Source organism: Polaromonas sp. UC242_47 (assembly GCF_044452385.1).
Lineage (GTDB): Bacteria > Pseudomonadota > Gammaproteobacteria > Burkholderiales > Burkholderiaceae_C > Polaromonas.
Map to the genome: position 1 here is coordinate 2,153,964 of NZ_JBIOAO010000001.1, position 13,203 is coordinate 2,167,166.

The following is a 13,203-nucleotide window of genomic DNA, read 5'->3' on the forward strand; positions in this document are numbered from 1 at the left end:
ATGAACCTGAACCCTGTGCTACAGACGCTGACAACCCTGCCGGGACGCCTGAGGCAAGGCGCCCGAGGAATGTTCAATCTGAACGATCCACGCTGGGGCCGCGACGACGACAACAAAGCTTCTCCCGACGAATCCAAGCCGGAAGCTGGCCGCGACGAAAACGCCCCGGTTCGGCCGCCGGCGCCGAATCGTCCCCAGGGTCAACAAGGCCAGGGTCCGAACCAGGGTCCGCCCGATCTCGACGAGTTGTGGCGCGATTTCAACCGCAAGCTTGGTGGCTTGTTCGGTGGCGCCAAAAATGCGGGTCAGCGTGCGCGCGGTAACGGTGGCAATGGCGGCATGGGCGGCGGCAATGGCGGCCCCGGTGGTTTCCAGCCCGACATGAAAAGCGCCGGCATTGGTGTTGGCCTGATCGCCGGCGTGGCTGTCCTGATCTGGCTGGGCACGGGCTTTTTCATCGTGCAAGAGGGCCAGCAGGCCGTGATCACGCAGTTCGGCAAATACAAATCAACCGTGGGTGCGGGTTTCAACTGGCGCCTGCCGTATCCGCTGCAGCGCCACGAAATCGTGGTGGTGACACAAATCCGATCGGTCGACGTGGGCCGCGATAACGTGATCAAGGCCACCGGCCTGCGTGAGTCGGCCATGTTGACCTCCGATGAAAACATCGTCGAGATCAAATTCGCCGTGCAATACCGCCTGAAAGATGCCCGGGCCTATTTGTTCGAAAGCAAGGATCCCGCCGGCGCCGTGGTGCAGGCGGCGGAAACCGCTGTGCGCGAAGTGGTCGGCAAGATGCGCATGGACGCTGCGCTCGGCGAAGACCGCGACAAGATCGCGCCGCAGGTGCGCAAGCTGATGCAGGAGATTCTGGATCGCTACAGCGTGGGTGTGGAAGTGGTTGCCGTTAACTTGCAGCAAGGTGGTGTGCGTCCGCCCGAGCAGGTGCAGGCCTCCTTCGACGATGTGCTCAAGGCTGGCCAGGAGCGCGAACGCGCCAAGAACGAGGCCGAGGCTTATGCCAATGACGTGATCCCCCGCGCTGTGGGGGCCGCATCCCGTTTGAAGGAAGAGTCCGAAGCCTACAAGGCCCGTATCGTGGCGCAGGCCCAGGGTGACGCGCAGCGCTTCCGCTCCGTCTTGACCGAGTACCAGAAGGCGCCGCAGGTGACCCGTGATCGCATGTACACCGACACCATGCAGCAGGTCTACACCAATGTGACCAAGGTGCTGGTCGACTCGCGCCAGGGTTCCAATCTGTTGTACCTGCCGCTGGACAAGATCATGCAGCAGTCGGTTGCAAGTGGTCCCGCCGCTGGCAGTGACCCAAGCTTGTTGCCGGGCGCCGGCGCAGCCGCGCCCGCCATCCCCAATGTGCCCGCCACCAGCACCGATTCACGTGCCCGTGATGCGTCCCGTACGCGTGACCGCGACACCCGTTAAGAGGAAGATACCGTGAACAGAGTTGGATTTATCGCTTCGTCGCTGCTGGTCGTGCTTGCGCTGGCCAGTTCCATGTTGTTTGTCGTTGATCAACGCCAGTTTGGTGTGGTCTATGCACTGGGGGAAATCAAGTCCGTGGTGACCGACCCCGGCTTGCATTTCAAGCTGCCGCCGCCTTTTCAGAATGTCTCTTATCTCGACAAGCGCCTGCTCACGCTGGACAGCACCGATGTGGAGCCTATCTATACCGCCGAAAAGCAGCGTGTGGTCATCGACTGGTATGTGCGCTGGCGCATCAGCCAGCCGTCCGAGTACATCCGCAATGTCGGGACGGACGAACGTGCGGGTGCCAACCAGTTGAACCGGGTGGTGCGTGATGCCTTCCAGGAAGAAATCAACAAATACACCCTCAAGGACTTGTTGTCGCAAAAACGCGAGACCTTGATGGCTGACGTCAAACGCGAAGTGCTTGCAAAAGCCAAGCCCCTGGGCATAGACGTGGTCGACGTGCGTATCACGCGTGTGGACTATGTTGATGCCATCACCGAGTCGGTTTATCGCCGCATGGACGCCGAACGTAAACGGGTGGCCAACGAATTGCGCTCCACCGGTGCTGCCGAAGGCGAAAAAATCCGCGCCGATGCCGACCGCCAGCGCGAGATCACGATTGCCAATGCCTACCGCGATGCCCAGAAGATCAAGGGTGAGGGCGATGCCGAGGCGGCGCGGACCTACGCCGAAGCCTTTGGCCGCGATCCGCAGTTTGCCCAGTTCTACCGCAGTCTGGACGCCTACAAGGCCAGCTTCAGCAAGAAGAGCGACGTGATGGTGCTGGACCCGTCGTCGGACTTCTTCAAGGCCATGCGCGGTTCCGGTTCCGGTTCCGGTACCGCCCCAGCCCCGGCCAAGAAGTAATTCTCCTTGGACAGCAGCACGCTCTGGCTGGCGCTGGCCTGCCTGCTTGTGATCGAGGGCCTGCTGCCGTTTTTCTCGCCGGCCGGCTGGCGCCGCATGTTTGAGCAAATCCTCAAGCTGAGCAACGGCCAGATCCGTTTTTTTGGCCTGTGCAGCATCGTCGCCGGCCTGGCCTGGATCGCTTTTTTGCTTTGACCATCCGGCTCTGGCGCGAGGGGCAGGCGCCTGAATTTGGGCCTGCTTTTCGCTGCCAATTCCCGAGCGCGCCGGAAACCGCGTCCAAGCCCGGTAAAATCCTGTTTTTAACAGCCCACGATAAATACATGCCCGCCTGGTCGTCATCATGGCAATTGCCGGATCAAATTGCCGATGTCCTGCCTTCCGAGGCGCGTCACATCGAAGAACTGCGTCGTTTGTTTCTGGACACGGCCCGCAGCTACGGCTACGAACTCGTCATGCCCCCGTTGATGGAGCATCTGGAGTCCCTGCTCACCGGCACCGGTGAAGCGCTGGACCTGCAGACCTTCAAGCTGGTGGACCAGCTCTCGGGCCGCACCCTGGGCCTGCGCGCCGACACCACACCGCAAGTGGCGCGTATCGACGCCCATTTGCTCAATCGCCAGGGCGTAGCCCGCCTGTGTTATTGCGGCCCGGTGGTGCATACCCGCGCCGACCGGCCCTACGCCACACGTGAGCCTTTGCAGTTTGGCGCCGAAATTTATGGCCATGCCGGACTCGAAGCCGACCTCGAAGCCCAGTTGCTGGCGTTGCAGGGGCTGAGCGCTGCCGGCGTGACGCAACTGTCGGTGGACATGGCCGACGTGCGCATTGTCAGCAGCCTGCTGGCGGGCGCCAAAATCAGCCCCGCCATGCTGGCGCGGATTCACGCGGCCCTGGCCGGCAAGGATGCCAGCGAGCTGGCCAGCCTGAGCACCAGCCTGGGCAGCGAGATTTCCGCCGCCGCGCGCCAGGGCCTGCTGGCGCTGCTGCAGTTTTATGGTGACGAGAAGGTTTTGCTGGAGGCTGAAAAGGCCTTCCAGGCCGTGCCCGAGGCGCTCAAGGCGCTGCAAAATTTGAAGTGGCTGGCGACCCATGTCGGCAACCTCGCCGGCGAGGTCAAGATCGGCTTCGATCTGGCCGACCTGCGTGGTTACGCCTATTACAGCGGCACCCGTTTTGCGATTTATGGCCATGGCCAGCGCGAGGGTGCACAGGGTGCCGAGCTGGTGCGTGGCGGCCGTTATGACGAAGTCGGTGCGGTGTTCGGTCGCAATCGTCCGGCCGCCGGCTTCAGCCTGGATTTGAAGGAACTGGTCAGCGTGTTGCTGCCCAAACCGCTGAAAGCTGCGATTCGTGCACCCTGGGGCGAAGAGGCCGGCCTGCGCGCCGCCATTGCCCAGCTGCGCGCCAGCGGCGAAACCGTGGCCTGTGTGTTGCCCGGCCATGAACATGAAGTCGACGAGTTTTACTGTGACCGCGAACTGGCCAGCGTGGCCGGCCAGTGGCAGGTCCAGCCCCTGGGCAAAACGCCAGCCTGACCGGCACGGCGTTCGACCCCGCATTCCGCAATCCATTCTTAGTGAGTAAACCAATGATGACAAAAACATTAGCCGCCAGCCCCGGACGCAACGTGGTGGTTGTGGGCACCCAATGGGGTGACGAAGGCAAGGGCAAACTGGTCGACTGGCTGACCGAAAGTTCGCAAGGCGTGGTGCGTTTCCAGGGGGGGCACAACGCCGGCCACACGCTGGTCATCAACGGTGTGAAAACCGCCTTGCACCTGATCCCCAGCGGCATCATGCGCCCCGGCGTCAAGTGTTACATCGGAAACGGCGTGGTGCTGTCGGCGGCCAAGCTGTTTGAAGAAATCGAAGGCCTGGAAAAAGCCGGCGTCGAAGTGCGTTCGCGCCTGCGCATCAGCGAAGCCTGCCCGCTGATCCTGCCTTTCCACGCAGCGATTGACATCGCCCGCGAAGCTTTCCGCGAAAAAGGCGGCGTGACCAAGATCGGCACCACCGGCCGTGGCATTGGCCCCGCGTACGAAGACAAAATCGCCCGCCGCGCGCTGCGCGTGCAAGACCTGAAATACCCCGAGCGTTTTGCCACCAAGCTGCGCGAGTTGCTGGACCTGCACAACTACGTGCTGACCGGTTACCTGCATGCGCCAGCGATTGATTTCGACACGGTCTACAACGAGGCCATGAAACACGCCGAGTTGCTCAAACCCATGATGGCCGACGTGTCGCGCGAGCTCAACGACGCCCATGCCGAAGGCGCCAACCTGCTGTTTGAAGGCGCGCAGGGCACCTTGCTGGACGTGGACCACGGCACCTACCCCTATGTGACCTCCAGCAACTGCGTGGCCGGCAATGCCTCCGCCGGTTCGGGTGTCGGCCCCGGCATGTTGCATTACATCCTGGGCATCACCAAGGCGTATTGCACCCGTGTGGGCGGTGGCCCGTTCCCGACCGAGCTGGACTGGGAAACACCTGGCACGCCGGGTTACCACATGAGCACCGTGGGCGCCGAAAAAGGCGTGACCACCGGCCGCAGCCGCCGTTGTGGCTGGTTTGACGCAGCGCTGCTCAAGCGTTCGGCGCAGGTCAACGGTTTGTCGGGTTTGTGTATCACCAAGCTGGACGTGCTGGACGGCATCGAGCAGCTGGAACTGTGCACAGGTTACGAGCTGGACGGCCACATCACCGACATCCTGCCCATGGGTGCCGACGACATTGCCCGGTGCACGCCGATTTACGAAACCCTGCCGGGCTGGACCCAGAGCACGGTGGGTGTGACCGACTACGACAAGCTGCCTGCCGCGGCCCAGCGTTACCTGAAACGCATCGAAGATGTGACCGGCGTGCCCGTGCACATGATTTCCACCAGCCCGGACCGCGACCACACCATCTTGCTGCGCGACCCGTTCGCGGCGCCGGCGGTTTAAGTCCATTTTTAGAAAAGTTTCAAGCCAAATCGTGGCCTGGCCCAGTATCTGCGGGCATTAACAGCTATTTAATCAGGAGTATTTTTCATGTTGACCGAAGACGGCAAGCACCTTTATGTCAGTTATGACGAATACCACAACCTGATTGAAAAACTGGCGCTCAAGGTCTACCAGTCGGGCTGGGAGTTCGACACCATCCTGTGTCTGGCACGCGGCGGCATGCGGCCGGGCGACATCCTGTCGCGCATTTTCGACAAGCCGCTGGCCATCATGTCCACCAGCTCTTACCGTGCCGAAGCCGGCATGGTGCAGGGCAAACTGGACATCGCCCGCTACATCACCACCCCGCAGGGCGAGATCGCCGGCAAGGTCTTGCTGGTCGACGACTTGGCCGACACCGGTCACACGCTGAATGCCGTGATCAACCAGTTGCGCGACAACTACGAGCCGATTTCCGAGCTGCGCAGCGCCGTGATCTGGACCAAGGGTGTGTCCACCTTCCAGGCGGATTATTCGGTCGAGTTTTTGGCGACCAACCCCTGGATTCACCAGCCCTTCGAAAGTTACGATTCGATGCGGCCGGCGCAACTCATGGAGAAGTGGAAGATCTAGAGCCCCCACGGTCGCTCACTGCGTGTAGCTTCCTGCCCCCCGTGGGGGCCGCTGCGCCTGCGGGCTGGCGAAGCCAGACCCGCGGCCCCTGCTTGGGAAGGCGGGGAGGACAAGTCCCCTGGGTGCTTGTCTTGGTCATTGCGGGCTGGACCCGCAATCCATGGCCGCCTGCCGTTAACATGCGTGCATGAGCGACATTTCCACCCAACTGATCCACCACGCCTACCAGCCGCCATCCGGTTTTGAGTCCATCCAGCCGGGCGTGCACAAGGCTTCCACCATTATTTTTCCCAGTGTCGCGGCCCTGCGCCAGCGCGACTGGAAACACAAGACCGGCTACACCTACGGCCTGCACGGCACACCCACGACCTTCACGCTGGAACAACGTATCGCCACGCTGGAAGGCGGTCAGTTCTGCACCTTGGTTCCCAGTGGGCTGGCGGCGGTGGCGCTGGTCGACATGGCGCTGCTCAAGGCCGGCGACGAGGTGCTGATCCCCGACAACGCCTACGGCCCGAACAAGGCTTTTGCCGAGCATGAGCTGAGGGCCTGGGGCATCAGTTACGCCTATTACGACCCCATGCGGCCCAGTGATCTGGCGGCCAAACTCAGCGCCAGAACCCGCCTGGTCTGGCTGGAAGCGCCGGGTTCGATCACGCTGGAGTTTCCCGATCTGCCGGCATTGGTGGCGGTGGTCAAGGCGCATGCTGACGTGCATCCGGCCGGCATTGTCACCGCGCTGGACAACACCTGGGGCGCGGGTGTGGCTTTCAACGCCTTTGACCTGGGCGCCGACATCTCGGTCCAGGCCCTGACCAAATACCCCAGCGGCGGTGCCGATGTGTTGATGGGTTCGGTGGTCACGCGCAACGACGCCTTGTACCAACTGGTGCATTTTTGCCATATGCGCCTGGGTTACGGCGTAGCCGGCAACGACGTCGAACTGGTCTTGCGCGGCCTGGGCAGCCTGGCCTTGCGTTATGCGGCGCAGGACAACGCCACCCGTACGCTGGCCACCTGGCTGCAGCAGCAGCCGCAGATCGAGGCGGTGTTACACCCGGCGCTGGCCGGCTCGCCCGGCCACGCGGTCTGGCGGCGCGACTGCACGGCGGCGGCCTGTTTGCTCAGCGTGGTCTTCAAGCCGGGCTACACGCAGGCCGAGGTCGATGGCTTTTGTGACCGTTTGCAACTGTTCCAGCTGGGTTACAGCTGGGCCGGCCCCATGAGTTTGTGTGTGCCGTATGACGTGCCCGCCATCCGTAGCACGCCCTGGCCTTATACCGGCGGTCTGGTGCGCTTATCCATCGGCTTGGAGGCTGCTGCAGACCTGCAGGCCGACCTGGCCCAATCGCTGGCTGCGATGCAGTACAGTTAGGGCTATATTCCTGAAGAAAGTACGCCGTGGCAACTCCCAATTATTCCTACGAAAAACGCCAGAAAGAGCTGGCCAAAAAGAAGAAAAAAGAGGAAAAACTCAAACGCAAAGCCGAAGGCAAGCCGGACCTGCCGGACGATGAGGGGACGGACGGCCAGGAAGGTGGCACACCGCCCGCCACGGATGCTGCACCCTGAAGGGCGCATATCGCTGAAAATTTGAATGAGAGAGGGCGCCAGCCCTTGATCAACGGGTGCAAGCAGCTATTGTATTGATAGCGACTGCACCGCACAGGCTCCGCCGGGACAGGCATTCTGTCCCCCGGGGCCTTGTTTTTTTTGGGGGCGTCTCAGGCCGCCAGCAGGGTGCGCGCCAGTTCGTTCATGGCGTCCGCCGTGTGATCGCGCGGTGCCAGCACCCTGGCGGTTTCATACTGGTCAAAGTTGCGCCGTATCGATTGCAGGTAGGCTGGGTCGTAATGGTTGACCAGCAACTCCTGCACCACCGAAGCGACGTCGCCACTGCGTGCACGCGCCTGCCAGTCTTCCACCGTGGCCTTGCCGCGGGCTTCGGTCAGCGCGCCCAGGCGTTCGCAGAAAAACGCGATGTCCTGGACAAAAAACGCATAGTCTTCCAGCAGCAGCGCCACACGTTCGGCTTCGGACAGGTCCACGCGCAGGCAAGGGCTGCGCCGCATGGCCGTGATCAGGCCTTCGGGCACGGCGACGTTGCCGACTTTTTTGCTTTCGCTTTCGATAAACACCGGGCGCGCCGGATCAAAGCGGTGCAAGGCGGCCCAGATCAGGCTGTCAAAAGCCTTCTGGCTGGGCTGGGCCACGCCGGGAATCAGGCCCAGCACCGAGCTGCGGTGATTGGCCAGCGCCTCCAGGTCCAGCACCTGCGCGCCTTGTTTCGCCAGGGCGTGCAGCAGGCGGGTTTTGCCGGCGCCAGTGGGGCCGCACACCACCTGGTAGTGGTGACGTGCCGCCAGCTGCGGCAAATCGGCCACCAGGGCTGCCCGGAAGGCCTTGTAGCCGCCGTCCACCAGGGTGACCTTGAACCCGATCTGATCCAGGATCAGCGCCAGCGAGCCGCTGCGTTTGCCGCCGCGCCAGCAATAAATCAGCGGCTGCCACTCGCGGGCTTTGTCCAGCACCTCGCGCTGGATATGTTCGGCCACGTTTTTGGCGACCAGCGCGGCACCGAGTTTTTTGGCCTCGAACTGGCTGATCTGTTTGTAGCGGGTGCCGACGATGGCGCGTTCCTCGTCGTGCAGGCTGGGCCAGTTGACGGCGCCGGGCAGGTGGTCTTCGGCGTATTCACCCTCGCTGCGGGCGTCGATCACGAGGGAATAATCGGCGAGCGTGCCGAGCGCTTGCTCGGCGGAAATGCGTTCCAGGGTCACTTGATGAGTTTCTTCAGTTCGGGCCAGACATTGGCCAACATACGGGCCTGCGACTGTTCGTTGGGATGGATGCGGTCGGCCTGGAAGTTGGCGACGGCGTCGTCAACATCGGCAATACCTTTGAGGAAAAAGGGCACCAGTGCGACTTTTTCGGCTTTGGCGAGGTTGGCAAACAGCCCGGAAAATTTCGCGCTGTAGTCGCCGCCGTAGTTGGGCGGCACCTGCATGCCGACCAGCAGCACCTTGGCACCGGCTTTTTTGGCGGCCTGGGTCATGGCGCGCAGGTTGTTTTCGGTCATGTCCAGCGGCAGGCCGCGCAGCGCGTCGTTGCCGCCCAGCTCGATCACCACGGTGCTCGGCTGGTGTTGCGTCAGCAGGGCCGGCAGGCGCGAACGGCCGCCGGAGGTGGTGTCGCCGCTGATGCTGGCGTTGACGACTTTGGCGGTTTTTTTCTCGCGGGCCAGTTGTTTTTCAAGCAGAGGCACCCAGCCGCTGCCGCGCTTGAGACCGTATTCGGCACTCAGCGAATCACCAACCACCAGAATGGTTTCACCGGACGCAGAAGAAGCCGGGGCGGGCGCCTGGGCATAGCCAGGCCCGGCCGCCAGTCCGGCCAGCAACAGCGCGGCCAAAGGTCTTAGCAGGCGGCCAGCCGCGGCGCGGGCAAGCTTGGTAAAGTCTGTTCTCAAGTTTTCTGACAAGGCTGACATGTTTGAACCCGCGGTTAATGTGCTGAACGACGCTGCATGCGCGTCCTCTCCCTCTTCAATTATTTCCGTGGAGCATGTATTCAAGAGTGTGAGCGACTCGACCGGCACCCTGACTATTTTGCGCGATATTCATTTCGCACTCGCAGCCAGGGAGACTGCCGCCATTGTCGGGGCTTCCGGCTCGGGCAAAAGCACGCTGCTGTCCATCATTGCCGGGCTGGACACCCCCACCCAAGGCACGGTGCAACTGGCCGGCCAGGACCTGTTTGCGCTCAGTGAAGACGACCGCGCCGCGCTGCGCGCGCAGAAGGTCGGGTTTGTGTTCCAGAGCTTTCAGCTCATGGGCAACCTCAGCGCGCTGGAAAACGTCATGTTGCCGCTGGAGCTGTCGGGCGCCAAAAACGCACGGGCGCAAGCCACCGAGATGCTCAAACGTGTCGGCCTGGGTGAACGCCTGGGCCATTACCCCAAGGTCTTGTCGGGCGGCGAGCAGCAACGTGTGGCGCTGGCCCGGGCCTTTGTGGTGCAGCCGGCGCTGCTGCTGGCCGACGAGCCGACCGGCAGCCTGGACTTCGCCACCGGTGAAAAAGTCATGGCCTTGATGTTCGAGCTCAACCAGGAACTGGGCACCACGCTGGTCCTGGTGACCCACGACCGCAGCATCGCGGCGCGTTGCGAGCGGCGTATCACGCTGGAAGCCGGGCAAATCATTGCTTCTTGAGTATCAAATCGGCCTCCAGCCCGCGAATGGCGGGCGCAAGCAGCTATCAATAGGGTAGCGGTTGCTGGAGTTTCTGCGTGGCAGCCAGGAATTTTTCGCGCTCGGCGGGGGAGTCCACCTGCGCCGCCAGGGCTTGGCGCAGCGACTCCAGCGCCTGATGCCGCATCACTTCCTGTTTGAGGATCATTCTGGCCAGCGGGCCTATGCTTTGGGTCAGGGCTTTTTCCAGCTGTACCAACACGGCGACGCTGAAGTAGGGCGAGGACGGCGGGACCGAACGTCCGCTGATGCTCGCGCTGACCGGCTGGCTGCGGTCTGCCCAGCGTTGGCTGATCGGGGCGGTGAGCTCATGCCGGCCGTCGGGGTAGGGCGTGGGCTGGGTGTTGTGGTTCCCGGGACGGATAAACAGCTCGCGCGCTTTCGGGTCGGGAATGGACACCGCGAGTAATTCACGCAGGCGCTGGGCACTGACACTGCGCGGCAACGCTTTTTTCACCAGCACCCTGGCCAGCGGTCCAATGCTGCGGGCCAGCTCGGTTTCGATCTCCACCACCACTTCCGGCGTCAAGGACGCCAGCGTGGACAAGGACGCGGTGTTTTCAAACTCCTCGCTGGGCACGACCGGCGCTGGCGCGGCGCGAGCCTGAGGCTCCAGCAAGGCATAAATGTCGTGCGAGCGCAGGTGTTTGTCCAGATGTGGCCCCAACGCGCGGTACATGCCGGCGGCGTTGTCGGTGACGCACGAGATCACGTCGTAATAAGCGCGCGAGACCACGATCTGGTTGGGCTGCGCAAAGTCCATGATGCGCTGGGCCACGTTGATGCCGTCACCCACCACCGTGACGCGCTGCTGGGCGTCAAACACGATACGCATGGGACCCAGGTGCAGACCGATACGCAGCGACAGCAGTTGCCCGTATTTCTGCAGCAGCAGGTCGCGCAGCAACTGGGCCGACTGCAGCGCCTCTTCCGGGTCGCCGAGAAAACAGGTGGCCGCGCCATCCGGGGTGTCGATCACGATGCGCGAGGCCTCGGGCACCCCTTTGAGCGCCTTGAGGATCAGCTCGTTGAAACGCGCTTTGAGCTCCACATGCTGCTCGATGGAACGCCTGGATTTGGCCACCAGGTTGATATACATCACGGTGCCAAGCACGTTTTTGCGCGGGCTCTCGGTGCTGTGACCGGGAGTCGTCTGGGCGCTGGCGGCAAAGGCCAGGGCGCCGCTGCCGGGCTTAGATCCGGGGGCGGCGGGGCTCACGGCGGCCACACCGACCAGTACCGCGCGCAACTCGGCCACGTTTTGCGGCCGGCCGGCTTCGTCCAGGCTCAGGGCCCAGTCGATGGCACGCAACACCCCTTCGCCAAAGCTCGCGGCATGACCCAGGGCCAGCGCGCCCGGCATGGTGTCATGCTGCACACGTGCGATCGATTCCACGGGTTTTTGCCCGGTGGTCATCCAGTACATCACCGCGCCCAGCGAATAGATGTCGCTCCACGGCCCTTGTTTGCCCCGGCTGTGGTACTGCTCAAAAGGCGCAAAACCGGGGCTGACGACGTGGGTCAGATCGCGCTCACCGGTGGTGCGCCTGGCCGAGCCGAAGTCCAGCAACACGGGTGTGCCGTCGGCGCGTATGTAGATGTTGTCGGGTTTGATGTCGCGGTGCAAAAAGTCCAGCTTGTGCACCGCTTCCAGCCCGTCCATCAGCGGGTAAATCACCTTCAGCAGGCCGGCCTGATCCAGCGCCGGCTGACGCGCCAGCCAGCGTCTGAGCGGGTCGCCGGACTCGTACTCCATGACGATGTAAGCCGTATCGTTTTCCCGGAAATAACGCAGCACACGCGCGATGTTGGGGTGGCGAAACGAGGCCAGCGCACGCGCCTCGTCGAGAAAACGCTCCAGCCCCCACTGAAACTGCTGTTGGCTGCCAGGGCTGCGCACTTGCACCGACAGATCCAAAGCACGCAGGCTCAGCTCACCGGGGAAATATTCCTTGATCGCGACCGGCAGGTCCAGGTTGATGTCGTGCGCCAGGTAGGTGATGCCAAAGCCGCCGCCGCCCAGCATTTTTTCAATGCGGTACTCAAACACCGTGTGGCCGGCGGGCAGGGCGGCCGCGTCCACACCGGCCGCCACAGGCCGGACACCGGGGTCTGGCAGAACATTCATGGGCTCAGTGTCCGCCCCGTTCAATCATCTGCATGGCTTTTTCCAGGCTGCGGCGCATGCGGTTGAAAGAGCTGCCCAACACGGCGACTTCGTCACGACCCGCATCGGAAAATTCGGGCACATCAAAATCGCCGGTGCTGACCTTGTCGGCCGCCTGGGACATGCGCCGGATAGGACGCACGATGAGCCAGCTCAGCATGAGGTTGAGCGCGATAAATACGACCGCAAACACGCCGGCCAGCGAAGCCATGAAAGTTTTGAAGGCACGGTCGGCGTTCAGGATGGGGATGTCCATGGGCACGGTCACCACCTGAGCGCCGATGATTTCATTGTGTTTCCAGCCAAAACCATTGGCATCGCCGTAAATCCTGAGCATGCTGGCCGGCGCTGCGGCGGGCACGCTGTGGCACTGCAGGCAGGCGGCGTTGCTGATCTGGATCGGTTTGGCGATGTAGAGGGTGCGGCCGGTGCCGCCCACACGTTCGGACACCAGTTCTTTGGACTCCGCGTTGTGGCGGAACTGCTGGACGATGTCGGCTTCCCAGTCGGTGGCCCGGTTGCGCGGGTTGGTGGGGTTCAGCGTGGCTTCCTTGTAACCGTAGTCGCGGTATTTTTTCTGCAACTGGTTCAGGGTTTCGGTGGCGGCATAAGCCGGCACGCTTTGCGGCAAAAACAGGTCTTCGAGTTCTTTGTCCAGGTGCGGCTTGACCTGCTCGACGGTGTAGCTGCGCACCGACAGCGCGGTGTCCATCATCAGGCGGGCGTTGCGCAACACTTCTTCACGCGCGTTCTCCTGCAGCAGCTCGCGCGAGACAAAGCCGACCGCAGCAAAACCGGCCAGAAACACGACGATCAGCACCAAATTGAATTTAAGCCGCAGCCCCATGTCGTCCTCGTTACAAAAACGTCTT

The 13,203-nt window shown here is 62.6% G+C and carries 13 protein-coding genes; 9 read left to right on the forward strand and 4 right to left on the reverse strand.

The features are described from left to right. The 8 genes from hflK to ACHMXK_RS10610 all read left to right on the forward strand — a co-directional run bounded on the left by hflK (position 1) and on the right by ACHMXK_RS10610 (position 7,486). The gene (gene hflK, locus ACHMXK_RS10575) at positions 1–1,443 is read left to right on the forward strand and encodes an FtsH protease activity modulator HflK (protein WP_397440096.1); all 1,443 of its coding nucleotides are present in this window, start codon (positions 1–3) and stop codon (positions 1,441–1,443) included. A 12-nt stretch (positions 1,444–1,455) separates the two neighbouring features. Then, complete coding sequence (gene hflC, locus ACHMXK_RS10580; protein ID WP_397440098.1) at positions 1,456–2,358, forward strand: protease modulator HflC; 903 nt, start codon at positions 1,456–1,458, stop codon at positions 2,356–2,358. Between the two features lie 6 nt (positions 2,359–2,364). Further along, positions 2,365–2,553 (forward strand): DUF2065 domain-containing protein, encoded by a 189-nt coding sequence (locus ACHMXK_RS10585; protein WP_397440100.1) that lies wholly within the window; start codon positions 2,365–2,367, stop codon positions 2,551–2,553. Positions 2,554–2,681: 128 nt separating this feature from the next. After that, a complete protein-coding gene (locus ACHMXK_RS10590) occupies positions 2,682–3,896 on the forward strand; it encodes an ATP phosphoribosyltransferase regulatory subunit (RefSeq protein WP_397440102.1) in 1,215 nt (404 codons plus the stop codon). A 56-nt stretch (positions 3,897–3,952) separates the two neighbouring features. Further along, positions 3,953–5,302 carry an adenylosuccinate synthase gene (locus tag ACHMXK_RS10595; RefSeq protein ID WP_397440104.1) on the forward strand — a complete coding sequence of 450 codons (1,350 nt, stop codon included), beginning with the start codon at positions 3,953–3,955 and terminating at the stop codon, positions 5,300–5,302. An 87-nt stretch (positions 5,303–5,389) separates the two neighbouring features. After that, complete coding sequence (locus tag ACHMXK_RS10600; RefSeq protein WP_397440106.1) at positions 5,390–5,914, forward strand: phosphoribosyltransferase; 525 nt, start codon at positions 5,390–5,392, stop codon at positions 5,912–5,914. A 187-nt stretch (positions 5,915–6,101) separates the two neighbouring features. Beyond that, positions 6,102–7,289, forward strand: a complete 1,188-nt coding sequence (locus ACHMXK_RS10605; RefSeq protein ID WP_397440108.1) for a PLP-dependent transferase — start codon at positions 6,102–6,104, stop codon at positions 7,287–7,289. 26 nt (positions 7,290–7,315) lie between these two features. Further along, the gene (locus ACHMXK_RS10610; RefSeq protein ID WP_397440110.1) at positions 7,316–7,486 is read left to right on the forward strand and encodes a hypothetical protein; all 171 of its coding nucleotides are present in this window, start codon (positions 7,316–7,318) and stop codon (positions 7,484–7,486) included. A gap of 152 nt (positions 7,487–7,638) precedes the next feature. Here the strand turns inward: ACHMXK_RS10610 and mnmH are convergent, their stop codons facing one another. Together mnmH and ACHMXK_RS10620 are read right to left on the reverse strand one after the other, a co-directional pair. Continuing rightward, on the reverse strand, positions 7,639–8,694 hold the full coding sequence (gene mnmH, locus ACHMXK_RS10615) for a tRNA 2-selenouridine(34) synthase MnmH (RefSeq protein ID WP_397440112.1): 1,056 nt from the start codon (positions 8,692–8,694) through the stop codon (positions 7,639–7,641). Beyond that, a complete protein-coding gene (locus tag ACHMXK_RS10620) occupies positions 8,691–9,383 on the reverse strand; it encodes an arylesterase (RefSeq protein WP_397440114.1) in 693 nt (230 codons plus the stop codon). Before ACHMXK_RS10620 ends, mnmH begins: the two co-directional genes overlap by 4 nt. 19 nt (positions 9,384–9,402) lie before the next feature. Between ACHMXK_RS10620 and ACHMXK_RS10625 the strand changes: the two genes are divergently transcribed. Next, positions 9,403–10,125, forward strand: coding sequence for an ABC transporter ATP-binding protein (locus ACHMXK_RS10625; protein ID WP_397440116.1), 723 nt, complete (start codon positions 9,403–9,405; stop codon positions 10,123–10,125). Between the two features lie 46 nt (positions 10,126–10,171). On the opposite strand, the gene ACHMXK_RS10630 is transcribed toward ACHMXK_RS10625, so the two are convergent. Together ACHMXK_RS10630 and ACHMXK_RS10635 are read right to left on the reverse strand one after the other, a co-directional pair. After that, entirely contained in the window at positions 10,172–12,292 is a 2,121-nt protein-coding gene (locus ACHMXK_RS10630; RefSeq protein WP_397440117.1) for a protein kinase, read from the reverse strand. 4 nt (positions 12,293–12,296) lie between these two features. Then, positions 12,297–13,178, reverse strand: coding sequence for a DUF3365 domain-containing protein (locus tag ACHMXK_RS10635; RefSeq protein WP_397440119.1), 882 nt, complete (start codon positions 13,176–13,178; stop codon positions 12,297–12,299). Positions 13,179–13,203: the final 25 nt, after the last annotated feature.

What these genes read in the sequence shown, in the direction of transcription:
- ACHMXK_RS10630 (WP_397440117.1), bottom strand. Translation starts at nt 12,292, where the DNA reads ATGAATGTTCTGCCAGACCCCGGTGTCCGGCCTGTGGCGGCCGGTGTG.
- ACHMXK_RS10600 (WP_397440106.1), top strand. Translation starts at nt 5,390, where the DNA reads ATGTTGACCGAAGACGGCAAGCACCTTTATGTCAGTTATGACGAATAC.
- hflK (WP_397440096.1), top strand. Translation starts at nt 1, where the DNA reads ATGAACCTGAACCCTGTGCTACAGACGCTGACAACCCTGCCGGGACGC.
- ACHMXK_RS10595 (WP_397440104.1), top strand. Translation starts at nt 3,953, where the DNA reads ATGACAAAAACATTAGCCGCCAGCCCCGGACGCAACGTGGTGGTTGTG.
- ACHMXK_RS10605 (WP_397440108.1), top strand. Translation starts at nt 6,102, where the DNA reads ATGAGCGACATTTCCACCCAACTGATCCACCACGCCTACCAGCCGCCA.
- ACHMXK_RS10590 (WP_397440102.1), top strand. Translation starts at nt 2,682, where the DNA reads ATGCCCGCCTGGTCGTCATCATGGCAATTGCCGGATCAAATTGCCGAT.
- ACHMXK_RS10635 (WP_397440119.1), bottom strand. Translation starts at nt 13,178, where the DNA reads ATGGGGCTGCGGCTTAAATTCAATTTGGTGCTGATCGTCGTGTTTCTG.
- ACHMXK_RS10625 (WP_397440116.1), top strand. Translation starts at nt 9,403, where the DNA reads ATGTTTGAACCCGCGGTTAATGTGCTGAACGACGCTGCATGCGCGTCC.